Source organism: uncultured Capnocytophaga sp. (assembly GCF_938029845.1).
GTDB lineage: Bacteria > Bacteroidota > Bacteroidia > Flavobacteriales > Flavobacteriaceae > Capnocytophaga.
The window spans coordinates 1-26,629 of sequence record NZ_CALHGG010000065.1 but is presented as its reverse complement, the minus strand read 5'-3'; the positions used below and the strand labels follow the sequence as shown (position 1 = coordinate 26,629).

Genomic DNA, 26,629 nt, shown 5'->3' with positions numbered 1-26,629 from the left:
GTAGCGAAGACGGGATTTGAACCCGTGACCTTTGGGTTATGAATCCAACGCTCTAACCAACTGAGCTACCTCGCCGTTTCAGTTTGCGGGTGCAAAGATACAACTTTTTTTGGTATATACAAAATTATATGCGATATTTTTATGAATAAAAGTATAAGTCATTTATTATTAATCAATTGCTATCATTTTTTTAAATCTGTTAAACTTTTACTTTTGTTTGGTAACCAAGGAGAAAAGTAGTACATTTGCCTTATAGTATTGTCATTTATAGAACAGTTTTAAAATTCTAAATACAAACAAAATGAGAAAGATTATATTCTTTGTGATATTGTTGTTTAGTGCCTTTAGTTATGGGCAGTTAAAACAAACAAAGCTAACGGATGAGGAAGTAAATATATTGGGGACAAAGACAAACCAAGGATTTGGAGTGTTTAATTACGATGAGATTAAGAAATATAAATTGGAAAATATTCTTGCCTATGTTGTAGAATTCCAATATGAAGGTAAGACGATTGCAACAGCTTTAGTGGATGTTTCCTATACTATAGGAGCTGGTTATACATCCTTTAGCCTACCCTTCAAAAGGGTGAATATTTGTTTCAAAACAGCTGATTTACCCAACGAAATACAATTTGCTTTATTAAAAGAAAGTAGCTCCATTGGAGATAATAGTTGGAAAATAGAAAAAGATGAGGCACAACAGGAGTATCTTTGTCCTAGTGCAGGTATTGGGGGAGTAGCGCTATTTTATACAGAGGATTACAAAAGATACAAGCTAAATAGTCTTGCAGGAGATAAGATAAAAATGATACTTTACAAATTAGAAAGATAAAAAATATAGTGCAAATCAATCGTTTGCACTATATTTTTTATTTTCAGATAAAGAAAAAATCCGAGTACTTTCGTAGCTCGGACTTTCGTGAAAAAACTAAACAATTATAAGATTATCTTCAATAAGTGAATTACCTTTTTTGTAATTCCCTTTCTCTATTTCTTTGTATGGTAGGAAGCATTTTTTATAAAAAATTAGTTCCTTATTTCGATTGCAAAGTTACATATATTTTTTGAAATAGCAAGCATATATGTGTGATAAATATATGTTAAAAATAGGATAAAAAAATAGAGGGGTTGTCAAAGCTATCTTAGCGGACTAATTTGTTAAGAGTATTATATTTTGAAAAGATAAAATGATAAAAATATTAAAAAGCACTTTTCTTATGAAGAAAAGATGTATTTTTGCTTCCTAAAACCAATTTAAAAGAAATATGTTATTTTTACAAGCAAATGCAATAACTACAGGACAGCCGTCCTCAGATGTGCAAGAGGAGAGCCTCTCTATTATGGATCTTATTTTCAACGGAGGATTGGCCAATACGATTATTATAGGGATTTTATTTCTAATGTTGGCTACGGCTCTTTATATCTATTTTGAAAGAACTTTTGCTATTAGTTCGGCCAAAAGAATAGATGCTAATTTTATGAATGTCATTCGTGACAATATCGCTTCAGGGCGTATAGAAGCAGCTAAGAATCTTTGCCTTCAGTATAATAGCCCTGTGGCACGTCTTGTAAGCAAGGGAATTTCCCGTATAGGGAAGCCAATTGATGATATTCATAAGGCAATTGAGAATGCAGGTTCCTTGGAAGTCTATAAGTTAGAGAAAAATGTATCTTTGCTTGCAACTCTTGCAGGGGTGGGACCTATGATAGGTTTCTTGGGTACTGTAGTGGGGATGGTAATGTCCTTTCATGCTATGGCTACCAGTGGAGGACAGGCCGATATGAGTATCTTAGCAGGAGGTATCTATACAGCGATGACAACAACAGTGGCAGGGCTTATTGTAGGGATTGTGGCTTATTTGGCTTATAACCACTTAGCAATGAGAATTAACAATGTTACCCAAAAATTAGAAGCCACAACAGTTGATTTCTTGGATATGTTGAACGAACCAATTTAGTAAAATGAGTATCAAGTCAAGCAATAAAGTAACTCCAGAATTTAGCATGTCCTCCATGACGGACATTGTCTTTCTATTGCTTATTTTCTTTATGCTTACTGCCTCTAACAATCCCAAAGTATTGGATTTGTTATTGCCAAAAGCACATGGAAAGTCCTCAAGTATTCAGAATGTATCAGTAAGCATCAATAAGGATTTACAATATTTTGTCAATAACAAGTTGGTGGATCCTTCTCTTATGGAAACAGAGTTGAAGGAAGCGCTCTCTGGGGTGGAGAATCCTACCATTATCCTACGAGTGGAGGAAAGTGTCCCTATTGAAAAGGCTGTATCTATTATGGATATAGCCAATCAGAATCAGTATAAACTTATCTTAGCCGTACGACCAAAGTAATTTTTTTATGGTATTAAATACAGTGCATAAGCAGAAATCTTTCGCTATTACGCTGGTAATTATGAGCTTAATTGTCTTAGCTTTACTCATAATGAAGCTGACAAATGCTATTATTCCCCCTGATGCGGAAGATGGAATTGCTATTACTTTTGGAACAGACAATATGGGAATGGGGGAGATCAATCCCCCCAAGCCTACTGAGCAAACTGTAGCTACTGAGGAGCCCACGGAAGAAACACCTAAGACAGAAACAACTCCTGCAGAAGAGCCAGTGCTTACCCAAAACGATGATGAGGAAACGCTTGTAATTCCTAAGGAGGAAGTGAAAAAGAAAAAAGAAACACCTAAGGAGGCCAAGCCTACTCCTAAGAAGCCGCAGAAACCAGCTGCCTCTACCACCGATGCACTTTCAAGTGTATTGAATGCTTCTGTGAAGAATCCTAATTCAGGTAATGGTAGTGGCTCTCAGGGCGATGATAATGTATCGGGCTATAAGGGTGATCCCAAAGGAAATCCTTATGCAAGTAGCTTTTTTGGAGATAGCAGTGATGGTTCAGGTAGTGGCAGTGGTAAGAGTTGGGGACTTAATGGTCGCAGATATATAAGTGGTGAGAAGATATTCCAAGATTGTAACGAATCAGGCTTGGTTATTGTACAAATAGAGGTAGATAGGTCAGGAAAGGTTGTGCGTGCAAAAGCAGGAGAGAAAGGTACTACCAATAAGGCTCCATGCCTATTGGATGCTGCTCGAAAATCAGCAATGACTTATAGGTTCAATGCCGATGAGAAAGCACCACAGACTCAGATAGGATTCCTTTCTATTCGTTTCAAGTTAGGTGAATAAGGAGAAAGAGTTGTTTCTTAGTTTTTTATTTTAGAAGGGCAGTCTATTTCATCTTGTTTTTTTATAAATAAATCATGTGAAAGACAATTTTAATTTTTTTCATTGATTTAGGTTAATTCATTAATTTTTATTATATTTGTCTCATTATAAAAAGAATATTTAATACACTATAACCCAATGGCATATATTGATTATTATAAGGTTTTAGGCGTAGATAAATCCGCTTCCTCTAAAGAAATTAAGAAGGCATATAGGCAGCTTGCCCGCCTATATCACCCAGATATGAATCCTAATGATAAGAAAGCTGAAGAGCGATTTAAGCAAATCAATGAGGCGTATGAGGTCTTGGGCAACTCTAAGAATAGGGCTAAATACGATAAGTATGGCAAGGATTGGCAACAGAGTGAAGCCTTTGAAAAAGCTCAAAGACAGGGCAGAAATCCTTTCGGTAATGGTTTTGAAGGGGCTACTTATACCAATGCAGACGATTTCTCCGACTTCTTCAAGGAGATATTCGGAAAAGAGGCCGGTTTTGGAAGGGGCAATTATGGATCTGCTTATGGAAAGTTCAAGGGACAGGATCTACAAACTGAGATTACACTCTCTCTGAGAGAGGCAGCCATTACCCAACCTAAGACACTCAACGTTAATGGAAAGACTATTCGTATAACGCTCCCTGCAGGTATCCAAAATAATCAGCAGATAAAGCTCAAAGGCTATGGGGGAGAAGGGGTAAATGGCGGTCCTAATGGGGATTTGTATATTACTTTCCAGATATTACCAGACCCTACTTTTGAACGAATAGGTAACGATCTAAAAACAAAGGTTACTATTGATATGTATACGGCTATTCTCGGAGGAGAGGTGCAAGTCTCTACTCTTTCGGGGAAAGTGAAGCTAAAGGTAAAACCTGAAACTCAACCTGGTACAACAGTACGACTCAAAGGAAAAGGTTTCCCTGTCTACAAAGGGGGTACTTTCGGCGACCTTTTTGTTACTTATACAGTGGAACTTCCTAAGGGATTGACTGATAAGCAAAAAGAACTTCTCGAACAAATGCGTAAATTACAAGAAAATGGAACAACCGCTTAGAATATCAAAGACTAAAGTTATAAGGCTCTACAAGATCAAATCTTCTTTTTTCAATGCTTTGGTGGATAATGGACTGATAAAAACGGAGATTATTGATAGGATAACCTATGTACATTATGACCAACTGCCCGCGCTGGAGCGTTTTGTCAATTGGCACTATGACCTTGAAATTAATGTTCCTAGTATTCAGATTATTCATCGTCTTTTGGAGCAAATAAAGGTTTTACAAGAAGAAAATCAAAAACTAAGAAGAAAATAATAACCAAAAATCAAAATCTAATTATGAAAAAAATCGCTTTTCTATATGCCTGCTTGTTACTACTAGCAGGCTGTGGTCGTTCTCTTCCTGTAGTTAAGGGAGAAGGTCAAGTTCTTTCCAAAGAAAGAAAACTCCCCGCCTATACCCAAATCAAGCTGGAATGTGGGGCTGATATAGTTCTTACACATGGCCAAGTAGGGGATATTACTATTAATGCTTCTCAGAATATGGAACCTTATGTGATTACAGAGGTGAAGGATGGAGTGCTGATAGTGAGGATGTCCCCTGATTTTGCATACCAATTTATAAAAAAGTTGGAGATTTGTATCCCTGTAGATGACTCGCTAACTGAAGTGACTGTACAGGGTTCAGGGGATATCAATTCTCATGAACAATTGCAGGTTAAGAACCTCTCTTGCAAGGTTTTGGGCAGTGGTGATATGCTGCTCTCTCTACAGGCTGAGTCTTTATCTTTTTCTGTCAAAGGCAGTGGGGATATGAAAATTAAGGGAACCGCCCAAACCCTTGCTGTAGCCATTGCAGGTAGTGGTGATTTCGATGGTGATGCACTTCAGACCAAGCAAGCCACCGCTTCTATCAGAGGCTCTGGCGATGTGGATCTCTTTGTTACCGAACAGCTTTCAGCAGATATCCGAGGCTCAGGGGATATTACTGTCAAAGGGAATCCTAAGAAAATAGATGTGCAAACCAAAGGAAGCGGCAGGGTAAGATACCTATAACTACACTTCGCTTCGCTTCCTTAGGAAGGAAACGAGGAAAATCCCTATCCCTACAAAAGCACAGAGACGCGCTATATAATCTCCGTAACGTACATAAGTGGTTACCTTATCATTGGCTAAGAGAGTGGCTCTTAAGAATCCTCTTTTTTCATAACCAAGGGAGCTTGTAATCTCTCCTCGCTGATTGATAAAGGCTGAAATGCCTGTATTGGCACTTCGGGCTATACTCTTGCGGGTCTCAATGGCTCTAAGCTGCGTATAGCTTAATAATTGTTTGTATCCTTGTGTATCTCCCCACCAAGCGTCATTGGTAAGTACGCCTAAGAATTGAGCACCTTTTTTTACGTATTGACCTATATATTCCCCATAGATAGATTCATAGCAGATCACAGGAGCGACTTTCTCTTCGCTTAACGAACTGAGGACACTAGGAGTCTTCTGGGTAGTTTTTACAGCTACGGTTCCCCCTAAGTCTATCATAATATCTCCCAAAATAGGTTTTAGAACCGATTGCAGCGGCATATTTTCTACACCTACCACTAATTTGGATTTGTGATGAAAGCCCATAATCCCAAATGAGTTGAGCAAGAAGGCACTATTGTAGTCATTGAACCAATAGTTCTGTCGCGGGTTGTAGTTGCTTTGGGGGGCTATCTTACTCTTATCGGTAAGTACTTGATAGATAGCGGTTCCCATTACCCAATTAAGCTGAGGGTATTTTTCTAGAAAAGTATGTAAGGGGGCTAGCTCCTTGTCTTGTGATATTTCTTCTAATCGATAGACTCCTTGAGATATAACAGTTTCTGGGGTGAGTACAAAGTGGGTCTTTTCAGTGACACCTTCCTTGGCAAGTTTGAGTAATAATGTGATAGTCTGCTCATTGGAGAGACTATATTTTTCCTCATAAGGATCTATATTGGGTTGTAGGGCGACTACTTCTATAGGTTTTCCTTCTTCTCTATAGCGGGTGTATATACCCCAAGAAAGGCATATAGGTAGTACTACCAAAAAGCTTATTTTACCTATACGCTTGTAAAACAATTTTTTATCCTTTGTTTCTAACAGAAGGCGCAGCGAGTGGAATAACAGTATATTGACCAATAATACCCAAAGGCTCCCGCCAAAAATCCCTGTATATTCGTACCATTGTATCCAAGTAATATTTTCAGAGAAGACATTGCCTAAAGTGAGCCATGGCCAAGAAAAATCCCAATGATGATGGAATTTTTCAAAGGCTATCCATATAGTAATGAGGAAGATACTACTTATTTTTGCGGTATTTCTCTTAGCTACCAAATGATAAGCAAGAAAGACCAAGGTCATCAGTAGGCTATTGACCAGAATGGCAAATAGTGCCCCAACAATAGTAGAATTCCATATCCACCAAGTAGTAAAGGTATTCCAAAGTAGAAAACTAAGATAGGAGAAAAGGAAGACCTTTCCCTTACATGCTTTTCCCGTGCTGCGCAATTGGTATTCTACAAGTAGTAGCGGTATCCAAGCAACAAAGATAAACAAGGAAATACCATAGGTAGGCCAAGCAATAGCCAATAGAATTCCTGAAAGTAGGGCTAAGAGTAGATGCTTCATGGGAGTTAAGAAAATATCTTTTTACTGATGAGATTTTAGAAATGTTTTTACCTTTTCCAAATAGGGATAGGGAGTAATATCCTCCTTAAAGAAGGGGATAAGAGAACGTACCCGCTCATACCATAGCTTGGTAGTGGTGGAAAGTTTGTCTTTATATCCCAGAATATCAATAGCTTGCGCTATCGTAATGGCTTCTATGGCCATGACTTCAAAGGTGTTTTCTATCACTTTATGAGTAATGGTCGCGGCATTGGTACCCATACTTACAATATCTTGATTATCATTGTTATTGGGGATACTATGCACATACATAGGGAAAGAAAGTGTTTGGTTTTCGGCAGTAGTGGAGGTAGCGGTGAATTGTATTCCCTGCATACCGAAGTTGAACCCTAACTTTCCAGCATTGACAAAGGCAGGTAGGATTTCATTGATTTTGGGGTTGAGCAAATAGTTTAGCTGTCGCTCACCGAGCATACTGAGTCGAGTAACAGCTATTTTGAGCTTATCCATCTCTAGGGAGATATAGTCCCCATGGAAGTTTCCTCCATGATATACCTGCTGGGATTGTAAGTCCGTAATAGGGTTGTCACTTGCCGAGTTGAACTCGTTGGTTACTATTTCTTTTGCATAATCAATAGTGTCATATATAGGACCTAGTATTTGGGGGAGACATCGCAGCGAGTAGTATTCCTGTACCTTTTCCTTGAAGACGGTTTCCTTATGTTCGCCCTTATATAGGTGTTCACTGCGTTTCTTAGTCAGCTGGCTGTCTATTAAGTAGTTACGCATTCTCTGGGCGATAAGCTGTTGACCACGGTGTTTTTTGGCGGCATTAAGCTCTTGGGAAAAATGGTCGTCATAGGTCTGTACCAGTTCATTGATTGCTACAGAGAGCTTAACAGACCAGTCCAATAGGAGTTGTGCATAATGGATATTAACCGCTGCAATACCTGTCATAACCGAAGTACCATTCATTAGCGCTATACCTTCACGCAGATGAATTTTTAGGGGAGAGAGTCCTTCCTCGGCAAATACTTCTTGAGTAGGGCGTCTTTGACCTTTGTAGAAGACTTCCCCTTCACCAATGAGCACTAAGGCCAAATGAGCCAACTGTACCAAGTCTCCACTGGCGCCTACGCTTCCATGTTGAAAGATTAAGGGGGTAATATCCCTATTGATAAGTTCTTTCATCAGATGAATGAGCGAAAGGTGCACACCTGATTTACCTAAAGAAAGCGTATGAAGCCTACACAGAATAGCTGATTTTACGATTTCAGGAGAAAAATAAGCCCCCATGCCTGAAGAATGGCTGCGAATGATGTTATATTGTAAAGCTAATTGGTCTTCCTCCTCTATTCGGTATTGTGCCATGGGGCCAAAACCTGTATTTACGCCATATATAACCTTGTTCTTGGAGAATTCTTTTAGGAAATGATAGCTATCATTTACAATTTTTTCGGTTTCAGGGGAGATTTCTACTTTTTTATGGTTGAAGATAACACTGATAAAATCTTCAAAGGAAGTGGTATGTTGTCTCATTGCTTTAAGCTAATTTACAAACAGCAGCAAAATTAAGCAATAATAGGCTATTTTGCAAGGGGAGTATGGGATTTATTTTTAGAGACAAAAAAACTCAGTCTTCCAAACGCAGCACTCAAAACTTTTTTGTACATTTGCCCTTTCAAATAGCATAATTATAACCAGATGAAGAAACTATTGCTTTTATTTTTATCTATTATACCACTTTGTTTCTGGGCGCAGGAAAAGATATATATAGATGGAGTAGGGAATCCTACCACTAAGGAAAAGGCAAAATTCTATCGTATCATCTCCCAACAAGCCGATCGCTATCATATAAAGGATTTTTTCTTGGACGGAAAACTCCAAATGGATGCCTATGCGACAAAAAAAGACTTTAGAAGTATAGAGGAATTTGTAGGCAAATTCTCTTTTTATTTTGAAGATGGCAAAATAGAAATACAAGGGGAGGAAAAAAATGGAACACTCTCTTACAAAGTATATGACCCCAAAGGGCGTATAAACACACACTATCACAAGGAAGGAGAAAATACTTATATAGAGACCTATAATTATGCTGATAATGCTCATGTGAAGGGTAAAAAGGAATTTAATGTGGTGTATTATCAGGAAAATGCTAAGGTGAAGAAGAGAATACAGTATGAAGAAGATCTGAAAAAAGCAAGAATAGAGAGTTATTATGAGGACGAGGATAATGTACTGCTGAAGTATTATGATGAAAAGGGAAAACTCATAGGCTCACGTGCTGTAAAGGGGAGCGAAGCTCAAGCAGGTATAGAAGTAGAATACTATCACGCTCCAACACAGGTAAAAGCAATTACCCAATGGGATGCTAAAGGAAATATTATAGATGATAAGGTATATTATCGTTCAGGGAAATTATTTTCTCATAGGAAAGGAGATGAAAAAGATACAACGATTACTTTCTATGATGCAAAAGGAAAGAAAATGAGCGAACTTATTTACAAACATGGGGAACCTTACCAAGGAATAGCTTATAGCTTGGACAATGAGGGACTATTGGAGGAAAAAACTATATATAAGTTCGGATATATAGAACAAAGTTTTTCTTATTATAAAAATGGAAATATCAAACAGCAAACCGACTATAGCATTCATCATGAAATAGATAAAATTACCTATTATAACAAAAACAAAACTATCAAAGGAGAGCTTCTTTTTAAGGATGGAGTTTGTTATAACGGATATCTCTATAATGATTTGGAAGAGAATGATAGTTATATACTTTACAAAGATGGTGAATTTGTAGAAATTAAACAGATAGATGAGAATAATGTACTTAGATACTATAAGGAAAAACAAAAAAATGGTCAAATGAAAGCTGAAATATATAATGAGAAAGGAGAAAAATCATATATATATACCATTACAAGAGCTAAAAATGATGATTCAGAAGAGGAAGACTTGATTATAGACTTTGTACAGTATGAAAATGGTAAGGAAATAAATAAAGGTGTTATAAAAAATAAAATATTACAACAAGGAAGTATCAAAATTAAAAACAAATGGGATGATAATATGCAACACTTCTACAAAGTGAAAGATAAAAAGATTGTGTTGGATTATGTCATTAATGGAAAAATACTTAAAACCGTTTTGCTGGATACAAACTTTAGTAGTTTTGGAAATAATTACCTCAATTATGCAGAAGAATTTTTTATTACTGAAGATAACTTTGATCCTTTTATTCCTAGCTATAACTTTGATACCGAAAATAACACGATTATGCAATACTAAAGGTAATTAACTCTAAACCTATTTTATATAATAGATGGACAAACAGTTATTTAGAAATGCAACAAGACATAAGATAATACAAGCCGTAACATTCTTCTTTGTTATATTCTGTATACCCCCTACAATAGCACAACAAAAAGATACATTATATGTACAGGAATACCCTCATAAGTGGTGGATAAAGACTTTTGTTCCTAATAAGATGCTTGTCATTTTGCATAACAAAGAAGCTTATAATGCTACTTATCCCCAGAATATAGGAGTGGGAGTAGGCTTGCGTAAGATCATAGGTATGAACTTGTTGGTGTCTTTCAGTGTATTTCCCTTAAAAACGGATACGGGTTTGTCTTCCTCTATTACTGATTTCCAGATGCACAAATATGGTAAGAGACTACTCATAGATGGCTATTACCAAGATTACCGAGGCTTCTTTACCCAGCGAGAACAAAATGGAAAAAAGAATACACTCTTTTCCCAGATCTTGCGGTAAAAAGATGGGGACTTGATGGGACTTATGTGTTACGCCATAGAAGACTTTCCTTACGTGCCGCCTTCGAGCAGAGTGAAAAGCAGATAAAATCAGCAGGTAGTTTGCTGCTTGGTAGTGGATTCTATTATCATAAGATTGTACCAGATGCTTCCCAACAACAGAGTCTTACCGCGGCTTTTGATAACTACCAAATAGGAGCTAATATAGGGTATGCTTATTCGTGGGTGGTCTCTCCTCGTTGGCTGCTAGCGGGTATGGTATCAGCAGGAGTGAATATTGGTAATAATTCACAGATATTGGCTTGGCATAACCTAAGGGCTTATCCAGCGAGTATCGGTAGGCTTACCTTGAATTACAACCGTGAAGATTGGTCGTTTGCCCTTACGGGGATATTTAATAATAAAATAGTTTATTCCCCTAGTGCACAATCTTTTGCGTTGCTTGCTCCTACCACACAATTCACAGTTACTCGACATATAAGATAACACTATATACTGATTTGAAAAAAATGATAAAAAAAATCTTTAAAATAATAGCGATAACACTCTTCATAGGTATCTTAACGGTGGCAGGAGTGGGCTATTATATATTGTTTTATCCCAATACCTCCTTTAAAGAGGAGGAAAGGGTACTATATATCCCCTCAAAAAGTGATTATTCATTTATCTCAGAAAAATTTTATACATCACTCTCCAATTCAAACACCTTTTACTGGGTAGCCAGAGCTATGAAGTATCCGGATCATGTACGTGCAGGGCGTTATGTGATTCGAAAAGGAATGAATAACTTACAAATGGTGCGCCTACTTAGAAACCTAAGTAAGCCTATAAAGGTATCTTTCAATAATCAAGATCGTTTGCCACTTTTAGCACAAAGAATTTCTAAGGAGATAGAAGCCGATAGTACGGCTCTGATGACGGCTTTTCTCAATCCATACTTTCTTGCAGAAAGCCAAACAGATTCTCTCAATGTATTAGGACACTTTATTCCCAATACCTATGAGTTCTATTGGGAAACTTCCGCAGAGGAGTTTGTCAAAAGAATGGAAAAGGAATACAATGCCTTTTGGAATGAGAAGAGAAGAGAGAAAGCCTCAGCCCAAGGATTGACCCCTAAGCAGGTAATAATATTGGCTTCCATAGTACAGAAAGAAACCTATATGACCGATGAAAGACCTACCATAGCAGGCGTATATCTCAATAGGCTAAAGAATAGAATGCCTCTACAAGCCGATCCTACAGTAGTCTATGCAATAAAGGAGACAACTGGCAAATATGATACAATTATCAAGCGCGTATATATCAAAGACACACAGATAGTTTCACCTTATAACACCTATCAGATTCAAGGGTTACCTCCCTCTCCTATCTGTATGCCTGATATTTCTTCTATTGAGGCGGTTCTTTCTCCCAAGGAACATGATTATATCTTTTTTGTCGCCGATACTGCACGTATAGGCTACCACAAGTTTGCCCGTACCTTACAAGAACATAATAAGAACCGCCAAGCCTATATTAAATGGGTTAACAAAAAACTAATGACTAATAACTAACCACTAACTACTGACCAATCGTTAACAACTGTTCTGCTGCCTTTTCAATTACAGAGCGTGGAGAAGCCAAGTTGATACGCATAAAGCCTATACCTTCTTTTCCGAAGACACTACCATCCACTAGAGCTAAGTGGGCTTGGTTGGTACAGAGAGAGACAAGTTCCTTCTGTGAAAGTCCCAACTGTCTGAAATCTAAGAAGATCAAGTAGGAGGCTTGAGGGACAATGTATTTTACTTTAGGGAGATGTTGGTCAATATATTGAGTAAGGAAATCAATATTTCCTTGTATGTAGCTCAAGAGCTGGCTGAGCCATTCTTCGCCTTGTTCATAGGCTGCTACCGTGGTTTGGAAAGCAAAGACATTTCCATCGGTGAGCATATAGCCTACGGTCTTATCTAAGAATTTTTGTCTTATCTCGGCATTGGGGATAACTGCATAAGCACTAGCCAATCCTGCCATATTGAAGGTTTTGCTAGCTGAAGAGAAAGTTACACAGTTTTCTGCCACTTCCTTTGATAGAGTAGCCAAAGGGGTATGCTGGTAAGGAGGAAGCGTAAGGTCGGCGTGAATCTCGTCAGAAATCATTAAGACCTTATGTTTGAGACAGATAGCTGCCAATCGCTCTAATTCTTCTTTTTTCCATACACGTCCTCCTGGGTTATGAGGGTTACAGAGAATAAAGAGCTTACAGCCCTTTGCCTTTTCTTCGAAATCCTCAAAATCAATCTGATATTGTCCGTCCTTGAGTAGTAGGGGATTGGTAACTACTTTTCGTCCTGTATTGCGAATAGCAGCCGCAAAAGGGTAATATACAGGCGGTTGGATAAGCACAGGGTCACCTACTTGGGTGAAAGCCTCCACAGCCATTACAATAGCGGGTACTACCCCAGGGACGAAGGAAATCATCTCTTTGGTGATTGTCCATTGGTGGCGACGCTCTTGCCAATCAATAATGGATTGGTACCAAGCGTGAGGTTTCTCTGTATAGCCAAAGATTTCACATTCTATACGCTTTTTTATAACGTCCACAATGAAGGGAGGGGTTTTGAAATCCATATCGGCTACCCACATAGGAATCAAGTCCTCACGCCCCCAGCGTGGGAGCAATGCCTCTAATTTCAAAGCATCGGTACCCTTTCGGTCAATAATCTCGTCAAAATTATATTTCATAGGTTAAAAATGTTTTTAGGCTACAAGAAAATAATATCCTTGACAACTTCTTTTTGTAGGTGTTCATTAAGCATATTTACCAATTTGCTCTTCCCATAATTCAAATCCTCCCGAAGAGAGGCATTATTGAGGGTAACATATAATCTATTTCCTTGTAGGCGTACATTTACTGTGTATCTTACAATGGTTTTTCCCATGACCTCTACCCATGCCTCTTTGACACGCACTTTGTCAATCCCATAGTTGAGATTGTATCTTTTAAAGATAGCCAAGATGACATCTTTTAAAGGGGTTTCGGCATTATATCTTAGATTATAGCTACTCATCTTTTTTTGCTTACAAAGGTAGTGATATTTTTTGACAAAAAGCCTATCAAAAAGCCTTTTTTACTCCTCTTAGTTTGGTATTTTTCCCATTGCTCCTATTCAAAGGCTTTCCGCTCTTCTTCAGTATAGGTTTTGCCATTGAAAGTGGTGGTTTTAGGAGTCCCTTTTATCTTTTTAAGATATTCTTCTTTTGAGGGAAAAGAAGACTTTGATTTAGGTATATTCTCTCCCCCTAATAACCATAAAAAAACCTCTTCTTCACAAAGAATTTCTCCTGTATTACCATCTATATAGATTAGTCTTCGAGGATAAAAATCACCATCTGGGGGAAGTGGATTACTATATAAAATTACAATATAACAATATTTACCAATTTCCTCTACAAACATCCTCATCACATCATAATTTACGTCCGGGTTATAATCTCTTGAAAAATGATTCTGTATGGTCATCAGATCTACATTATATTCCTTTTTCATTAATTGACAAAGAGAACTTACACTGAATGCATAATTTTTATCATTATTAATAGTTTCTTTTAAAAGTCCCAGTTTATTATATTTTTTTGTAGTGTCTATTTTAAAATTAAAAAAGAATATAGTTTCATAATATAATACACCATTAGAATAATAATTTCTTGCTATGCTAATAGGAGAATTTTTCTTTGTTTCATTTTCTATAAAATGCCCCTTGTCTACACTACTCATAAATTGTTCAAAATGATCCCCTCGTTCATTATAGAATAATTTAATATCTTCTCGTGTTTCGTTATCTTTTTCAAAGGATTTAATATCAAAATATTTTATTGGATTATTTTTTATATAATTAATAATACTATCTTGGGCAAAGGCTCCTATAGATAGAAAGAAAGTGATTATAAGTATTTTTTTCATTTTATATTATATTTTAGATTACCCGAAGAGCCAATCAAAAAAGCCTTTTTTACTCCTCTTAGCTTGGTATTTCTTCCATTACTCCTATTCAAAGGCTTTCCATTCTTCTTCGGTATAGGTTTTGCTGTTATAAGTGAGGTAGGAAGTAGAAGAGGATTTTTATTTTTCTTTTTTAGAATATATTACTTTGAAGTCAGCATAAGTTCCAACACCATCATCTCCTGATTTTTTGCCTAAAAATTGTTTTACAAGTAGTTCTTCTCCTGTATCTCCGTCTAAATAAATGTAAAATATTCCTTTATGATTTTTATAAATTGCTTCCACTCCCTCTATTATCCATATTTTTTTAACAATAAGCGGAATTTCATTTTTTAAAGAATCATCCAGTTTGTTCATAAAAATTCGTCCAATATGAAAATTGGCTATTTTCTTTAATGATTCAATATCTGTCTGAACTTCTAATGATTGTAGATACTTTTGAACTTCTATCCATTTGAAATTAAATTCTTTCTCGTAATTAATATATGATATTAAATGCCCCTCAGAATTGTACTCTTTTTCTTCTTTTTTAAACCCATAAATAGATTGAAGAGAATAATTAATCAAATCTCCTTTTCCTGAATAATTATTATATTCTACATCAGAAGACATTTTGTAGTTAATTTTTTCAATAAAACCAGAATTTTCATTTCCCTCAATTAACACAGATTTAGTATTATCTTGAATAAAATACCGATACTCATTAATAGGTTGACTATCTGTTAATGTTTCCACTTGATATAGAACATTTCCTTTTGATTTTATTACATCAACATCTAATTTTTTATTTATTTTTTCCGTTTTTTTAGTACTATTTGTTACGTTTTCTCTTTTTTCAATGATTTGTCCATTGCATTTACATAATAAACTACAAAGACTTACTAAAACCAATATTTTCATCTTTTCTATTATTTTAAAATTTTCCACAATCTTTTAGGAGAAGGATTAAAAGATTCATCTACTAAAAATTGGGGAGTTGATGTTTTTTGTATAGAATATTTGTTTTTGTTATATTCGTCCTCTGTTTCATAAAAATTTCTATACCATTTTTCATTTTCAAAACGAATCTTTTTTACTAATTTATGATCTATTAGTTCCCCGTCCTTGTATACTCCTTCCATGGTTTTATACTTTATCACATATACATTATACGATTTATTATTGCTTTCTATATTAAACAGATAGACATCTTTGTCAAAACAATGGAGATATCCTGTAAAAATATAAGGGATTTTTTTATTTCTTCAATTGTAATTTCTTTTATATTTTTTAGAATATTTTCAGGTAAGTCTGGATAGCTTTTAATTACAAATGTGTATAGAGTTTCTTTTATTAAGAGTAACTCATTATAATCAAACTTCATAGGATCGGGATTTATAAGACGATTTTCATCTACCCACTTATAACCATCTTTTAATATTTTATCTGTTACATTATAATATCCTACGGTTGTATTGATATAGTATTTTTCCGTAATTCGACTTTTTAATCCCTTATAAAATAGAAATATGAATAATATTATTACAATTTTTATTATTAGTTTTTTCATAAGTTATATTTTTTCATAAGTTATATTTTTTCATAGGTTTTCATATCTTTTTGGAGTACTTAATAGGTGTGTTTCCTTTTTTATAGGATAGTGAGCTCCTTCAGGAGCAAATATTTTACTGTCAATAAGCTCTCTTTTCATAATATTGCCCATACATTGAGGGGGCTATAAGTAATGAAATAATAATTAGAAATCTTTTCATTGTTATTTTGTTATTTTTGAGGCATATTCAGTTCTTCATCTGTAAAAACGTCTTGATTCAAATAATATTTACCATCAGAATAAAGATAATATCTGCAATTTTTCCAAATAAGTTTATATTTATCGGGCTCTTTGCTAATAATATGTAATTCCCATCTGTCTGACCACTCTTTTAGTAGGTATAAGAATTGCTTATCTCTCGAAAAACCTGTATCTGCTAATTTTTCATACGTATCTCTATCTAGAATGTCCTTTATTTTTAATTTATTAGAGTTCATATCGTAAAGCTCTGATATATATATCGGGCGAGAATAGTAAAAGATCATATTATTAGTGCCTTGTATATACAAATTTCCTTGTTCATCTTCAAAAAGATTATCTTTTACTTGCTTATAATCTTCCGTTATCTTTATATATTGGCAACCTTGACTGTCTATATATACATCATTTTCAAAAGAATTATTACTTACTTTTTTTATTTTTATATTTTTAGAGCAAGATATAGATGTCAGTAATAGAAGAAAAAATATTATTCTTTTCATAGTTCTGTTTTTATCTCTTTAACTTCCAAATAGTTGTACCTGAATAGATATCTCTTTCGAGAATGATACTATACCGCTGTTTGAATTATTTTTGAATAAACTCTTATTGAAAAAAGTACTATATTCGCAAAATAAGAAAGATATAGTTCAAATATTTTCGATAGAGGGTGGCAAGTTACAAAAAAAATGATAATTTGCCAAAGAAAAAGTAAACGGCTTCTTAATTGACACGAGTTCGATATAAGTAAAATCATATTTTCCCCCAGATTCCACAGAATTCCACGGAGAAAAAAGTATAGTGACTTATTTTAATCATTTGATTTTCAATAATATATAAAATAAAAAAATGTGTAACCATCTGTAAAAATCACAGCCATATAATTACAATATACATAGAAAATCCATAGGATCCGTTTTTCAAAATGGGAGTAAAGCAGTAAAAAATTACAAGAAAAGAAAAAACTGTGAAAAAATTTGGATGCTACCAAAAAAAGCTTTATTTTTGCCGAGTTTTTTAACAACTATTACACCAATGATAAAAATTACACTGCCTGACGGTTCAGTCAAGGAATATAAGAAGGGGACAACCCCTGCTGAAGTAGCTCTTAGTATTAGTGAAGGCTTGGCACGTAATGTAATATCTGCCAGCTTCAATGGTAAAACAGTTGAGACAGTTACGCCCCTTGAGACGGACGGTAGTTTGGTGTTATACACGTGGGATAGTCCCGAAGGAAAGAAAGCCTTTTGGCACTCTTCCGCGCATATATTAGCCCAAGCTTTGGAGGAACTTTATCCTAATATCAAGCTTACCATAGGGCCTGCCATTGCTAGTGGATTCTATTATGATGTGGATTTCAATGGAAATACAATAACAGACAAAGATTTCCCTGCTATTGAGGCTAAGATGCTGGAAATAGCTCGTGGCAAGTATGAATTTAAGATGCACCCAGTGAGCAAGGCAGAAGCACTTTCTTACTATCAGGGAAAGAACGAATACAAAACAGAACTTATTGAAGCTTTGGAAGATGGGTCTATTACTTTCTGTGATCATAGCACCTTTACAGACTTATGTAGGGGAGGACACATACCCAATACAGGCTTCGTAAAAGCGGTAAAAATCCTCAGTGTAGCAGGTGCTTACTGGCGTGGTAATGAGAACAATCCGCAGCTTACACGTGTGTATGGTATCTCTTTCCCTAAGCAAAAGGACTTGACCGAATACCTTACTCTCTTGGAAGAGGCTAAAAAGCGTGATCACCGTAAGCTCGGTAAGGAGTTGGAACTCTTTACTTTCTCCAACAAGGTAGGACAAGGATTACCCTTGTGGTTGCCCAAAGGAGCTGCCCTAAGAGAACGCTTGGAGGCATTCTTACGCAAAGCACAGAAACAAGCAGGCTACGAACAAGTAGTAACTCCGCATATTGGTCATAAGAACTTATATGTAACCTCAGGGCACTGGGAAAAATATGGTAAGGATAGTTTCCAACCTATTGCAACCCCTAACGAAGGAGAGGAATACTTGCTCAAACCAATGAACTGTCCACACCACTGTGAGATATACAACTCTCACCCATGGAGTTATAAGGACTTACCTAGGCGTTTCGCAGAATTTGGTACCGTATATCGCTACGAACAGAGTGGTGAATTGCACGGACTTACCCGTGTACGTTGTTTTACTCAAGACGATGCCCATATCTTCTGTACACCAGAGCAGCTTGATACAGAGTTCAAGCATGTGATCGACTTGGTATTATATGTGTTTGGGTCTCTAGGATTTGAAAACTTTACCGCACAGGTATCTTTGCGCGATCCAGAGAACTTATCTAAGTACATAGGAACCGATGAGAATTGGGCTAAGGCTGAAAACGCTATTATCAATGCTGCTAAGGAGAAGAACCTTACCTATGTGATAGAAACAGGCGAAGCTGCTTTCTATGGTCCTAAGCTTGACTTTATGGTGAAGGATGCCCTAGGCAGAAGCTGGCAGCTAGGAACTATCCAAGTGGATTACAACCTACCAGAACGCTTTGATCTATGGTACAAAGGAGCTGATAATGAGCTACACCGTCCTGTGATGATTCACCGTGCACCTTTCGGTAGTATGGAGCGCTTTGTAGCTATTCTCTTAGAGCATACAGCAGGTAACTTGCCACTTTGGTTGGTACCAGAGCAGGTGAATATCCTTTCTCTCAGTGAAAAATATGAGGGATATGCCCAAAAGGTAGCCCAACTCTTGCAAGAGGCCGATTTACGCCCTCATGTAGATAACCGCAATGAGACCATTGGTAAGAAAATACGTGAGGCTGAAACCCAGAAATTCCCTTATATGCTTATCGTAGGGGAAGAGGAGGAAAAGAATGGCACTCTTTCGGTACGTCGCCACGGGGGGGAAGACCTAGGTACTATGAAAATAGCCGATTTCATTACCCTTATACAAAAAGAAATTAATAAGAACATACGACCTTTCTCAACAGAAGTTTAACTTAAAACACAATAGCCATTAATACGAGAGTACCCAACACGAAGAGCACAAGTGACGAAAAGACCTCACACCGCGTGAACCGAGATATACGTGTTCCCGAAGTGCGTTTGGTAGGAGATAACGTGGAAACAGGTGTATATCCTACAAAAGAAGCCTTAAGGCTGGCTGAAGAATTGGAATTGGATTTGGTAGAAATCTCTCCCAATGCCCAACCTCCTGTATGTAAAATCGTAGATTACAAAAAGTTTCTCTACGAACAGAAAAAACGTGCCAAGGAGCTAAAGGCCAAGGCTACTAAGGTGGAGATCAAGGAAATACGCTTCGGTCCTCAGACAGATGACCATGATTACGAATTTAAAAAGAAACATGGTGAAAAGTTCCTCAAGGAAGGAGCTAAGGTGAAAGCTTATGTATTCTTCAAAGGGCGTTCCATCGTCTACAAAGACCAAGGTCAGGAGTTATTACTTCGCTTGGCGGTGGACTTGGAAGAGTTTGGAAAGGTAGAGCAAATGCCTAAACTCGAAGGAAAGCGCATGACTATGTTCATCGCTCCTGTCAAGAAAAAATAAAAAAGAAAACAGATATTTCAATCATTAATTTTTAAGTAACAAAATGCCAAAGATTAAAACTAAATCCAGCGCTAAAAAACGTTTCAAACTAACGGGCTCTGGTAAAATCAAAAGAAAGCACGCTTTCAAGAGTCACATCTTGACTAAAAAAGCTAAAAAACGTAAGTTAGCTCTTACACATGCTACCTTGGTTCATACCAATGACGAGGCTAGCGTAAAGAAACAATTAGGATTAAAATAATAATTGTTTAAGGTAAATTAATTGTATCACCTTGGAGTATGGCTCAAAAAGAACGTAAAGTCGCCTACTACAAAAAAAATTAGAAATTTATGCCAAGATCAGTAAACGCAGTTGCGCGTAGAGCGCGTAGAAAAAAAATAATGAAGCAAGCCAAAGGTTACTTTGGCCGCAGAAAGAACGTTTGGACAGTTGCCAAGAACGCGGTTGAAAAAGCGTTAGTATATGCTTACAGAGACCGTCGTAATAAGAAAAGAACTTTCCGCGCTTTGTGGATTGTTCGTATCAATGCAGGGGTTCGTCCTTATGGATTGTCTTATTCTAAGTTTATGGGAGCACTCAAAGCTAATAATATAGAACTTAACCGTAAAGTTCTAGCTGACTTAGCCTTGAATCACCCAGAAGCTTTCAAAGCAATTGTAGAAAAAGTAAAATAAACGTTTAATCAAAGAAATATCTGTTAGTAAAAGGCTATCCTCTTGTGGGATAGCCTTTTCATATTTTACAGGTCAATCTCTACTTGGTTGTGTAGTAAGTCCTCAAAGGTTTCCGCCTTGCGTATGAGCTTGGCTTGCCCGTCTATCCAGAGGACTTCGGCGGGGCGAGGGCGTGAGTTGTAGTTGCTAGCCATAGTGTAGCAGTAGGCACCTGCATTCCTAAAACAGAGAATATCCCCCTCAGAGATTTCGGCAATTTGTCGGTTGGAGGCAAAAGTATCTGTCTCACAGATGTAGCCCACCACCGAGTAAAAACGCTTCTTTCCCTCAGGGTTAGAGATGTTTTCTATAAAGTGAGTAGCCCCATAGAACATAGGGCGGATCAAGTGATTGAAACCCGAATCAATTCCGGCAAAAACGGTAGAGGTAGTTTGCTTGACAACATTGACCTTCACCAAGAAAAAGCCCGCTTCACTGACCAAGAACTTCCCAGGCTCAAAAGCTAAGGTCAGGTTTCTCCCATAGAGCTTACAGAACTCTAAAAAGCGCTGACCAAGTCGTTCGCCTAGCTCTTCTATATCTGTTTGAATATCACCTTCCTTATAAGGCACCTTAAAGCCGCTACCAAAATCAATAAACTTCAGTTCCCTAAAGTGCTTGGCTGTATCGAAAAGGATTTCAGCAGCATAGAGGAAGACATCTATATCCAAGATATCGCTACCTGTGTGCATATGAATTCCATTGATATGCATCTTGGTATTCTCCACAATACGCAGAATATGAGGTATTTGGTGAATACTGATACCAAACTTACTATCTATATGTCCTACGGATATATTGGCGTTGCCTCCAGCCATAACATGCGGATTGATACGGATACACACAGGCACCTGTGGGTGCTTACTACCGAATTGTTCCAAGATAGAAAGGTTGTCTATGTTGAGCTGTACACCCAATGAAGCGGCCTCCTCGATCTCCTCCATAGAGACCCCATTGGGAGTGAAGATAATCTGTTCGGGAGTAAAGCCCGCATGAAGACCTAACTTGACCTCCTGTATAGAAACTGTATCCAAGCCTGCTCCTAACTTTCGCATGAGCTTAAGGATAGAAACATTGGACAGAGCTTTCATTGCATAGTTGATCCTAAGGCTAGGCACAGCAGCAAAAGCCTTGGTAAGTCGCTCATATTGAGAGCTGATTTTGTTAGCATCATACACATACACAGGACTTCCGAAAGTATGTGTTATTGAAAGTAAATCTTTGATTTCCATATAAATAGGAATTAATAGGTTTATCGGGACAAAGATACAATTTTAAAGAAAAAAGTAAAAGGTAATGGGTAAAAGATTTAAAAAAATTACTCATTAGTGATTCATCATTGCTCATTATTTCGTATATTTGCACAAAGTTAGTCCTATATGAAGACCTCTACTAAGTATATATTGCTGTCTTTGTTGGTAGAATTTGTGCTCTTTTGTCTTTTTATGCACTATGTAATAAACCCAAAGTCAAACACTTATGTTACAGCAATGGGGGCTATGCGTACCTATGCAGTCATTACAGCCCTTTATATACCTACTTTTGTATTGGCCTATTTTGTGGGACAAAAGGTAAAATTCCCCCTCTATAGCAGGCTCAAGAACTTTACCTTAGGAGTAGTGCTTATTTTCGTTTTTTATATCACTACCTTTTGGCTTACCATGATGGGAGCTACTTATTTTCTCTGTCCTGAGCATGATAGGCGCTATTGTATGGAGCTGACGCAATTGATAGTGTTTATCTATACTACAGATGGAAAAGCTATAGGGTTGTTTGTCTTTGTAGCATTGCTCTTGGCAGGAGGGCTAATGACCATCTCCGCTAACTCCATAGAAGAATCAAAGACCAATGCTGATAATACCTAACTTATGGATTCTATAAAATACCCTATAGGTGCTTTTGAGCTTCCTAAAGAAATTACTCAGAAGCACATAAATACTTATATAGAAGAGCTCTGGCGCTTTCCTTATTTGTTAGAAGAAGCAGTAAAACAATGTCCGCCTAATATACTCAATCTTACCTATAGAGAAGGAGGCTGGACAATAGCCCAGATAGTACATCACTTAGCCGATGTGAATATGAATAGCTTTATTCGTTGTAAGCTCGCTCTGACAGAAGAAAATCCTATCGTAAAACCCTACGAAGAAACCTTGTGGGCAGAGCTTCCTGAGGCAAGAGACTTTTATATAGCACCCTCTTTGCATATCATAAATGGAGTACATTGGCGCTGGTGGAAGCTCCTAAGAGCTCTCGCTCCAGAGGATTTCGAAAAGACTTACCAACATCCACAGAGTGGACAAACGGTATCTATCAAACAAGAAATAGCCAAGAGTGTGTGGCACGGCAAACACCATTTAGCCCATATTGAGTTGGCTAAAAAACTCCAAATAGATAGTGGTAATAAACTGTAAATTAAGTATATATGAAAAGAAGATTTGTATATCAAGATGCCAAATCGGATAAGTTTTGGGATATTGAGTTTGAAGGCACTACCCAAACCGTCGTTTATGGAAAAACAGGTACCGCAGGGCGTGAAGCCATAAAGGAATTTGCTACCCCTGAAGAATGTACCAAGGAAAGCGAGAAATTAATTCTCCAAAAACTCAAAAAAGGCTATACCGAACTTAAGGAAGGCGAGGCTACTCCTGAGAAAAGAGAATACTCAGAAGAGGAAAAAGCCGACTATTTCTTTTGGGAAGCCATAGAAAAGAGCTACAAATACAACAAAAAAGACTGGGAAGCCTATGATCTGAGAGAACATATAGAGAAACTCACCACTTATCTTTCCAAATATAGCGAAGAAAGGCTGATCCTCTTTGAAAAAACCTTACAGGAAAAACTTATTTCTCTTTATACAGCTCCTATAGCAGAACTTTCGATTATTTTAGAGAATGAATATGAGAAAGAAGGTGATACATACAGTTTTGATGGTTATATTTCTGATGATGGTTTTATCTATTTCCGCTGTTGGTTACTACTCAAGGGTAAAGAATTCTATGAGGATATTACCAAAGATATAGAATCTTTTGTTTCTGGCAAATACCATTTTGATATAGGAGATACTTGGGGAGAAGGATTGCTCTATGTAGCTAGTAGAGCCAATTCCGAAGCTCGTCCCGATAGCGATGAGGATATTATCCGTGATACTGTATACGAAAAATGGCCAGAGATCAATTATGACTATGGAGATTTTGCCATGGACAGGGAACCTAAGAGCGGGGTTGAGTTACAAAAGATGTACCCCAAATTGGTGGCTGAAATTATGCCTATACGATAGCCCGATAAAAAAATAGGAATAAAATAGCGATATTATTCAAAAAGTAGTACCTTTGCCATCAGATATGGAAAAACAAGAAAGATACGACCGCGCTTATATGCGTATGGCACAAGAATGGGCAAAGCTCTCTTATAGCAAACGCAAGCAGGTAGGGGCAATCATTGTCAAGGACCGTATGATTATCTCGGACGGTTACAATGGTACACCTACAGGTTTTGACAATTGCTGCGAGGATGCCCAAGGGGAAACCCTGTGGTATGTACTCCATGCTGAGGCTAATGCAATACTCAAGGTAGCGGCCTCCACCCAGTCTTGTGCAGGAGCCACCCTCTATATCACCATGTCACCCTGCAAGGAATGCAGCAAACTCATACACCAGTCAGGTATCATACGTGTGGTGTATAAGGAAGCCTATAGGGATACTAGTGGCTTAGAATTCTTGGAAAAGGCAGGCGTGGAAATCGTGCATTTGCCTGAGACGGCACACGAACAAGATAATCTGTAACTTGTTTTTCTTTTGCGATGGCCTTAGTATTCGAATGGGACTTTGAGCAATACCAAGAGGAAGAACTCCTTATTGCCTTACATACCCGATTTGTTCCTTGCAAATTGGCTTATTGGCTCAACAAAGAACTTGGCATTCGCCTTGAGCGTACCCCACAAGACTTGTATGATAAGGATTCCGATACTTTGTTTCCTCTTTTTTCCTATAAGGAGGATGCTCAATGGTATCTTATAGCCAATAGAATGCTCAAGAGGGTCTCTTTGGGATTATTTGCACAAGTAGAAGAATACCAACCATTTATCAAAGAACTTCCCAAAGTGGATTACTTTCTCAGGATAACCCCCTTTGATGAAAGAACCGATTATATTTCCTTGTTAAAAGAACAGTATTTTATAGATCATGTCTATGAAATACCATTATTCCCAGAGGGAAAAACCTCCTATAAGGAGCAAAGAAAACTCAATGAAATCAAAGCAAAACTAATATTTTAAAAATTTATATAGTATGATAGGACGAAAAAAAACCAAAATAGTAGCCACCTTGGGGCCTGCTACCGATAGCCCAGAGATTCTCAAAGGTATGATTCTCGCTGGGGTGAATGTATTCCGCATCAACTTTTCACATGCTAATTATGACGAGGTGAAACAGCGCATCGCTCAAGTGCGTGCCATACAAGAGGAACTCAATACCCATGTAGCCCTCTTAGGAGACCTACAAGGTCCTAAACTCCGTGTAGGGGTTATGGAGGACAATGTGGTGGTAGAGGATGGAGACCAAATATCTTTTGTTACAGGAGAACCTTTCGTGGGAAATAAGGAACGTGCTTATATGAACTATACCCAGTTCCCTCGCGATGTGAAAGTAGGTGAACGAGTACTTTTGGACGATGGTAAACTTATCTTTGAGGTGGTATCTACCAATGAAAAAGATACAGTAGTTGCCAAAGTGTTACAAGGAGGAGTACTCAAATCCAAAAAAGGGGTGAACCTACCCAATACCAATATCTCCCTTCCTGCTCTTACAGAAAAGGATATCAAGGATGCTATTTTCGCTATAGAACAAGAGGTAGACTGGATTGCACTTTCCTTTGTGCGCCACGCCAAAGATATAGAAGACCTCAAGGAACTCATCAAAGCACATACTACTGAGGATATTCCGATCATTGCCAAGATAGAGAAACCAGAGGCTTTGGCCAATATAGATGAGATTATTGCCAACTGCCAAGGACTCATGGTAGCTCGTGGTGACTTAGCTGTGGAAACGCCTGCACAAGAGGTGCCTCTACGCCAAAAAGAATTGGTACGCAAGGCCAAAGAAGCACGTATTCCTGTGATTATTGCCACCCAGATGATGGAAACTATGATAGAGAGCCTTACCCCTACCCGTGCAGAGGTGAATGATGTTGCCAACTCTATCATAGATGGTGCTGATGCGGTGATGCTCTCCGCTGAGACCTCCACAGGAAAATATCCTATACAGGTTATTGAACGAATGTCCAGCATTATCAATAGTGTAGAGGATTCCGATTTTGTCAATATACCTCGTATCCCTCCTGTACGTGAGGGCAATGAGCGTTTTGTTACTCAGTCTATTTGCTTGAGTGCTGCCAAACTTGCTGATGATATGGATGCTAAGATCATTTCCACCCTTACAGGTAGTGGTTATACAGCATTTCAGGTATCAGCCTTACGCCCAAGTGCCAATATCTTAGTCTTCTCCTCCAACCGACGACTGCTTACCAAGCTCAGCCTATTATGGGGGGTAACTACTTACTACTACGATCGTTATGTATCCACCGATGAAACCATAGAGGACATCAACCGTATCGCTACTCGTGAAGGACATGTACAAGTAGGTGACATTGTTATCAGCCTTAGCGCTATGCCAATCAGCTACCAAGGTCGTGTAAATACCGTACGCGCTACACAGATATTAGCGTAAAAAATGAATAATGAAAAGTGAAAAGTGAATAGTGAAGAGCGTTTTTTCACTATTCACTTTTTGCTTTTTCTATCTGATTTGATTGTCATATTAGTGGTTGGTCTCTGCTAATGTGAATCAATAGTTAAGATACTATTTGCTAACTGTATAAGACGCAATAAATTGCGTCTCTACACATGCGCTGGCTAAGACAATTACCCAAAA

30 protein-coding genes, 1 tRNA gene and 1 pseudogene are annotated in these 26,629 nt (G+C 37.5%); 21 read left to right on the top strand and 11 right to left on the bottom strand.

What is annotated here, in order from left to right:
• Window position 1: 1 nt before the first annotated feature.
• Window positions 2–75 (bottom strand) — tRNA-Met (locus Q0625_RS04455).
• A 226-nt stretch (window positions 76–301) separates the two neighbouring features.
• Between Q0625_RS04455 and Q0625_RS04450 the strand changes: the two genes are divergently transcribed.
• The 7 genes from Q0625_RS04450 (at window position 302) to Q0625_RS04420 (ending at window position 5,287) form a co-directional block, all read left to right on the top strand.
• A complete protein-coding gene (locus Q0625_RS04450) occupies window positions 302–832 on the top strand; it encodes a hypothetical protein (RefSeq protein ID WP_298823795.1) in 531 nt (176 codons plus the stop codon).
• A gap of 433 nt (window positions 833–1,265) precedes the next feature.
• Complete coding sequence (locus Q0625_RS04445; protein ID WP_298823794.1) at window positions 1,266–1,958, top strand: MotA/TolQ/ExbB proton channel family protein; 693 nt, start codon at window positions 1,266–1,268, stop codon at window positions 1,956–1,958.
• A 4-nt stretch (window positions 1,959–1,962) separates the two neighbouring features.
• Window positions 1,963–2,352 carry a biopolymer transporter ExbD gene (locus Q0625_RS04440; protein ID WP_298823793.1) on the top strand — a complete coding sequence of 130 codons (390 nt, stop codon included), beginning with the start codon at window positions 1,963–1,965 and terminating at the stop codon, window positions 2,350–2,352.
• A 91-nt stretch (window positions 2,353–2,443) separates the two neighbouring features.
• Window positions 2,444–3,196: a hypothetical protein gene (locus Q0625_RS04435; protein WP_298823791.1), complete on the top strand. Its 753-nt coding sequence runs from the start codon at window positions 2,444–2,446 to the stop codon at window positions 3,194–3,196.
• Between the two features lie 177 nt (window positions 3,197–3,373).
• On the top strand, window positions 3,374–4,288 hold the full coding sequence (locus tag Q0625_RS04430; RefSeq protein ID WP_298823789.1) for a J domain-containing protein: 915 nt from the start codon (window positions 3,374–3,376) through the stop codon (window positions 4,286–4,288).
• Window positions 4,272–4,547, top strand: a complete 276-nt coding sequence (locus tag Q0625_RS04425) for a chaperone modulator CbpM (protein WP_298823787.1) — start codon at window positions 4,272–4,274, stop codon at window positions 4,545–4,547. Before Q0625_RS04430 ends, Q0625_RS04425 begins: the two co-directional genes overlap by 17 nt.
• Before the next feature lie 23 nt (window positions 4,548–4,570).
• Window positions 4,571–5,287, top strand: a complete 717-nt coding sequence (locus tag Q0625_RS04420) for a head GIN domain-containing protein (RefSeq protein WP_298823785.1) — start codon at window positions 4,571–4,573, stop codon at window positions 5,285–5,287.
• Here the strand turns inward: Q0625_RS04420 and lnt are convergent, their stop codons facing one another.
• Window positions 5,288–6,877, bottom strand: a complete 1,590-nt coding sequence (gene lnt / locus Q0625_RS04415) for an apolipoprotein N-acyltransferase (protein WP_298823783.1) — start codon at window positions 6,875–6,877, stop codon at window positions 5,288–5,290.
• A gap of 21 nt (window positions 6,878–6,898) precedes the next feature.
• Window positions 6,899–8,416, bottom strand: a complete 1,518-nt coding sequence (locus Q0625_RS04410; protein ID WP_298823781.1) for an aromatic amino acid ammonia-lyase — start codon at window positions 8,414–8,416, stop codon at window positions 6,899–6,901.
• A 165-nt stretch (window positions 8,417–8,581) separates the two neighbouring features.
• Here Q0625_RS04410 and Q0625_RS04405 point away from each other — a divergent pair, with 165 nt between their 5' ends.
• The 4 genes and pseudogenes from Q0625_RS04405 to mltG all read left to right on the top strand — a co-directional run bounded on the left by Q0625_RS04405 (window position 8,582) and on the right by mltG (window position 12,216).
• Window positions 8,582–10,174 (top strand): hypothetical protein, encoded by a 1,593-nt coding sequence (locus Q0625_RS04405; protein WP_298823779.1) that lies wholly within the window; start codon window positions 8,582–8,584, stop codon window positions 10,172–10,174.
• Between the two features lie 34 nt (window positions 10,175–10,208).
• The gene (locus tag Q0625_RS04400) at window positions 10,209–10,664 is read left to right on the top strand and encodes a hypothetical protein (protein ID WP_298823777.1); all 456 of its coding nucleotides are present in this window, start codon (window positions 10,209–10,211) and stop codon (window positions 10,662–10,664) included.
• Between the two features lie 23 nt (window positions 10,665–10,687).
• Window positions 10,688–11,149 (top strand): annotated as a pseudogene (locus tag Q0625_RS04395) (DUF4421 family protein); the annotation flags it as partial.
• 23 nt (window positions 11,150–11,172) lie between these two features.
• Window positions 11,173–12,216 (top strand): endolytic transglycosylase MltG, encoded by a 1,044-nt coding sequence (mltG, locus tag Q0625_RS04390; protein ID WP_298823775.1) that lies wholly within the window; start codon window positions 11,173–11,175, stop codon window positions 12,214–12,216.
• Window positions 12,217–12,223: 7 nt separating this feature from the next.
• Here mltG and Q0625_RS04385 read toward each other — a convergent pair whose 3' ends face one another.
• The 7 genes from Q0625_RS04385 to Q0625_RS04355 all read right to left on the bottom strand — a co-directional run bounded on the left by Q0625_RS04385 (window position 12,224) and on the right by Q0625_RS04355 (window position 16,937).
• The gene (locus tag Q0625_RS04385; protein WP_298823773.1) at window positions 12,224–13,387 is read right to left on the bottom strand and encodes a PatB family C-S lyase; all 1,164 of its coding nucleotides are present in this window, start codon (window positions 13,385–13,387) and stop codon (window positions 12,224–12,226) included.
• Window positions 13,388–13,407: 20 nt separating this feature from the next.
• Complete coding sequence (locus tag Q0625_RS04380; RefSeq protein ID WP_298823771.1) at window positions 13,408–13,713, bottom strand: DUF721 domain-containing protein; 306 nt, start codon at window positions 13,711–13,713, stop codon at window positions 13,408–13,410.
• Window positions 13,714–13,808: 95 nt separating this feature from the next.
• Window positions 13,809–14,606 carry a hypothetical protein gene (locus Q0625_RS04375; protein ID WP_298823769.1) on the bottom strand — a complete coding sequence of 266 codons (798 nt, stop codon included), beginning with the start codon at window positions 14,604–14,606 and terminating at the stop codon, window positions 13,809–13,811.
• Window positions 14,607–14,765: 159 nt separating this feature from the next.
• Complete coding sequence (locus Q0625_RS04370; protein ID WP_298823767.1) at window positions 14,766–15,545, bottom strand: hypothetical protein; 780 nt, start codon at window positions 15,543–15,545, stop codon at window positions 14,766–14,768.
• A gap of 8 nt (window positions 15,546–15,553) precedes the next feature.
• Entirely contained in the window at window positions 15,554–15,766 is a 213-nt protein-coding gene (locus Q0625_RS04365; protein WP_298823765.1) for a hypothetical protein, read from the bottom strand.
• A gap of 47 nt (window positions 15,767–15,813) precedes the next feature.
• The gene (locus tag Q0625_RS04360; protein WP_298823763.1) at window positions 15,814–16,194 is read right to left on the bottom strand and encodes a hypothetical protein; all 381 of its coding nucleotides are present in this window, start codon (window positions 16,192–16,194) and stop codon (window positions 15,814–15,816) included.
• Between the two features lie 212 nt (window positions 16,195–16,406).
• The gene (locus Q0625_RS04355; protein WP_298823761.1) at window positions 16,407–16,937 is read right to left on the bottom strand and encodes a hypothetical protein; all 531 of its coding nucleotides are present in this window, start codon (window positions 16,935–16,937) and stop codon (window positions 16,407–16,409) included.
• 532 nt (window positions 16,938–17,469) lie between these two features.
• Here Q0625_RS04355 and thrS point away from each other — a divergent pair.
• The 4 genes from thrS (at window position 17,470) to rplT (ending at window position 20,663) form a co-directional block, all read left to right on the top strand.
• Window positions 17,470–19,419: a threonine--tRNA ligase gene (gene thrS / locus Q0625_RS04350; protein WP_298823759.1), complete on the top strand. Its 1,950-nt coding sequence runs from the start codon at window positions 17,470–17,472 to the stop codon at window positions 19,417–19,419.
• Window positions 19,420–19,436: 17 nt separating this feature from the next.
• Window positions 19,437–19,988 carry a translation initiation factor IF-3 gene (gene infC, locus Q0625_RS04345; protein ID WP_298823796.1) on the top strand — a complete coding sequence of 184 codons (552 nt, stop codon included), beginning with the start codon at window positions 19,437–19,439 and terminating at the stop codon, window positions 19,986–19,988.
• Window positions 19,989–20,031: 43 nt separating this feature from the next.
• The gene (gene rpmI / locus Q0625_RS04340; RefSeq protein ID WP_009641953.1) at window positions 20,032–20,229 is read left to right on the top strand and encodes a 50S ribosomal protein L35; all 198 of its coding nucleotides are present in this window, start codon (window positions 20,032–20,034) and stop codon (window positions 20,227–20,229) included.
• A gap of 89 nt (window positions 20,230–20,318) precedes the next feature.
• Window positions 20,319–20,663 carry a 50S ribosomal protein L20 gene (gene rplT / locus Q0625_RS04335; RefSeq protein ID WP_016419247.1) on the top strand — a complete coding sequence of 115 codons (345 nt, stop codon included), beginning with the start codon at window positions 20,319–20,321 and terminating at the stop codon, window positions 20,661–20,663.
• A 65-nt stretch (window positions 20,664–20,728) separates the two neighbouring features.
• Here the strand turns inward: rplT and lysA are convergent, their stop codons facing one another.
• Complete coding sequence (lysA, locus tag Q0625_RS04330) at window positions 20,729–21,934, bottom strand: diaminopimelate decarboxylase (RefSeq protein WP_298823752.1); 1,206 nt, start codon at window positions 21,932–21,934, stop codon at window positions 20,729–20,731.
• A gap of 147 nt (window positions 21,935–22,081) precedes the next feature.
• On the opposite strand from lysA, the gene Q0625_RS04325 reads away from it, so the two are divergent.
• The 6 genes from Q0625_RS04325 to pyk all read left to right on the top strand — a co-directional run bounded on the left by Q0625_RS04325 (window position 22,082) and on the right by pyk (window position 26,425).
• Window positions 22,082–22,567 carry a hypothetical protein gene (locus Q0625_RS04325; protein ID WP_298823750.1) on the top strand — a complete coding sequence of 162 codons (486 nt, stop codon included), beginning with the start codon at window positions 22,082–22,084 and terminating at the stop codon, window positions 22,565–22,567.
• Window positions 22,568–22,570: 3 nt separating this feature from the next.
• Window positions 22,571–23,113, top strand: a complete 543-nt coding sequence (locus Q0625_RS04320; protein WP_298823748.1) for a YfiT family bacillithiol transferase — start codon at window positions 22,571–22,573, stop codon at window positions 23,111–23,113.
• 11 nt (window positions 23,114–23,124) lie between these two features.
• Window positions 23,125–23,979: a DUF4240 domain-containing protein gene (locus tag Q0625_RS04315; RefSeq protein ID WP_298823747.1), complete on the top strand. Its 855-nt coding sequence runs from the start codon at window positions 23,125–23,127 to the stop codon at window positions 23,977–23,979.
• 64 nt (window positions 23,980–24,043) lie between these two features.
• Entirely contained in the window at window positions 24,044–24,484 is a 441-nt protein-coding gene (locus Q0625_RS04310; RefSeq protein ID WP_298823746.1) for a dCMP deaminase family protein, read from the top strand.
• Window positions 24,485–24,501: 17 nt separating this feature from the next.
• Window positions 24,502–24,975, top strand: coding sequence for an IPExxxVDY family protein (locus Q0625_RS04305; protein ID WP_298823745.1), 474 nt, complete (start codon window positions 24,502–24,504; stop codon window positions 24,973–24,975).
• Between the two features lie 13 nt (window positions 24,976–24,988).
• On the top strand, window positions 24,989–26,425 hold the full coding sequence (gene pyk, locus Q0625_RS04300) for a pyruvate kinase (protein WP_298823744.1): 1,437 nt from the start codon (window positions 24,989–24,991) through the stop codon (window positions 26,423–26,425).
• Window positions 26,426–26,629: the final 204 nt, after the last annotated feature.

Bases quoted from the DNA above. Each gene is read 5' to 3' on its own strand.
- Q0625_RS04450 (WP_298823795.1), top strand. From the start codon at position 302: ATGAGAAAGATTATATTCTTTGTGATATTGTTGTTTAGTGCCTTTAGT.
- Q0625_RS04445 (WP_298823794.1), top strand. From the start codon at position 1,266: ATGTTATTTTTACAAGCAAATGCAATAACTACAGGACAGCCGTCCTCA.
- Q0625_RS04440 (WP_298823793.1), top strand. From the start codon at position 1,963: ATGAGTATCAAGTCAAGCAATAAAGTAACTCCAGAATTTAGCATGTCC.
- Q0625_RS04435 (WP_298823791.1), top strand. From the start codon at position 2,444: ATGAAGCTGACAAATGCTATTATTCCCCCTGATGCGGAAGATGGAATT.
- Q0625_RS04430 (WP_298823789.1), top strand. From the start codon at position 3,374: ATGGCATATATTGATTATTATAAGGTTTTAGGCGTAGATAAATCCGCT.
- Q0625_RS04425 (WP_298823787.1), top strand. From the start codon at position 4,272: ATGGAACAACCGCTTAGAATATCAAAGACTAAAGTTATAAGGCTCTAC.
- Q0625_RS04420 (WP_298823785.1), top strand. From the start codon at position 4,571: ATGAAAAAAATCGCTTTTCTATATGCCTGCTTGTTACTACTAGCAGGC.
- lnt (WP_298823783.1), bottom strand. From the start codon at position 6,877: ATGAAGCATCTACTCTTAGCCCTACTTTCAGGAATTCTATTGGCTATT.
- Q0625_RS04410 (WP_298823781.1), bottom strand. From the start codon at position 8,416: ATGAGACAACATACCACTTCCTTTGAAGATTTTATCAGTGTTATCTTC.
- Q0625_RS04405 (WP_298823779.1), top strand. From the start codon at position 8,582: ATGAAGAAACTATTGCTTTTATTTTTATCTATTATACCACTTTGTTTC.
- Q0625_RS04400 (WP_298823777.1), top strand. From the start codon at position 10,209: ATGGACAAACAGTTATTTAGAAATGCAACAAGACATAAGATAATACAA.
- mltG (WP_298823775.1), top strand. From the start codon at position 11,173: ATGATAAAAAAAATCTTTAAAATAATAGCGATAACACTCTTCATAGGT.
- Q0625_RS04385 (WP_298823773.1), bottom strand. From the start codon at position 13,387: ATGAAATATAATTTTGACGAGATTATTGACCGAAAGGGTACCGATGCT.
- Q0625_RS04380 (WP_298823771.1), bottom strand. From the start codon at position 13,713: ATGAGTAGCTATAATCTAAGATATAATGCCGAAACCCCTTTAAAAGAT.
- Q0625_RS04375 (WP_298823769.1), bottom strand. From the start codon at position 14,606: ATGAAAAAAATACTTATAATCACTTTCTTTCTATCTATAGGAGCCTTT.
- Q0625_RS04370 (WP_298823767.1), bottom strand. From the start codon at position 15,545: ATGAAAATATTGGTTTTAGTAAGTCTTTGTAGTTTATTATGTAAATGC.
- Q0625_RS04365 (WP_298823765.1), bottom strand. From the start codon at position 15,766: ATGGAAGGAGTATACAAGGACGGGGAACTAATAGATCATAAATTAGTA.
- Q0625_RS04360 (WP_298823763.1), bottom strand. From the start codon at position 16,194: ATGAAAAAACTAATAATAAAAATTGTAATAATATTATTCATATTTCTA.
- Q0625_RS04355 (WP_298823761.1), bottom strand. From the start codon at position 16,937: ATGAAAAGAATAATATTTTTTCTTCTATTACTGACATCTATATCTTGC.
- thrS (WP_298823759.1), top strand. From the start codon at position 17,470: ATGATAAAAATTACACTGCCTGACGGTTCAGTCAAGGAATATAAGAAG.
- rpmI (WP_009641953.1), top strand. From the start codon at position 20,032: ATGCCAAAGATTAAAACTAAATCCAGCGCTAAAAAACGTTTCAAACTA.
- rplT (WP_016419247.1), top strand. From the start codon at position 20,319: ATGCCAAGATCAGTAAACGCAGTTGCGCGTAGAGCGCGTAGAAAAAAA.
- lysA (WP_298823752.1), bottom strand. From the start codon at position 21,934: ATGGAAATCAAAGATTTACTTTCAATAACACATACTTTCGGAAGTCCT.
- Q0625_RS04325 (WP_298823750.1), top strand. From the start codon at position 22,082: ATGAAGACCTCTACTAAGTATATATTGCTGTCTTTGTTGGTAGAATTT.
- Q0625_RS04320 (WP_298823748.1), top strand. From the start codon at position 22,571: ATGGATTCTATAAAATACCCTATAGGTGCTTTTGAGCTTCCTAAAGAA.
- Q0625_RS04315 (WP_298823747.1), top strand. From the start codon at position 23,125: ATGAAAAGAAGATTTGTATATCAAGATGCCAAATCGGATAAGTTTTGG.
- Q0625_RS04310 (WP_298823746.1), top strand. From the start codon at position 24,044: ATGGAAAAACAAGAAAGATACGACCGCGCTTATATGCGTATGGCACAA.
- Q0625_RS04305 (WP_298823745.1), top strand. From the start codon at position 24,502: ATGGCCTTAGTATTCGAATGGGACTTTGAGCAATACCAAGAGGAAGAA.
- pyk (WP_298823744.1), top strand. From the start codon at position 24,989: ATGATAGGACGAAAAAAAACCAAAATAGTAGCCACCTTGGGGCCTGCT.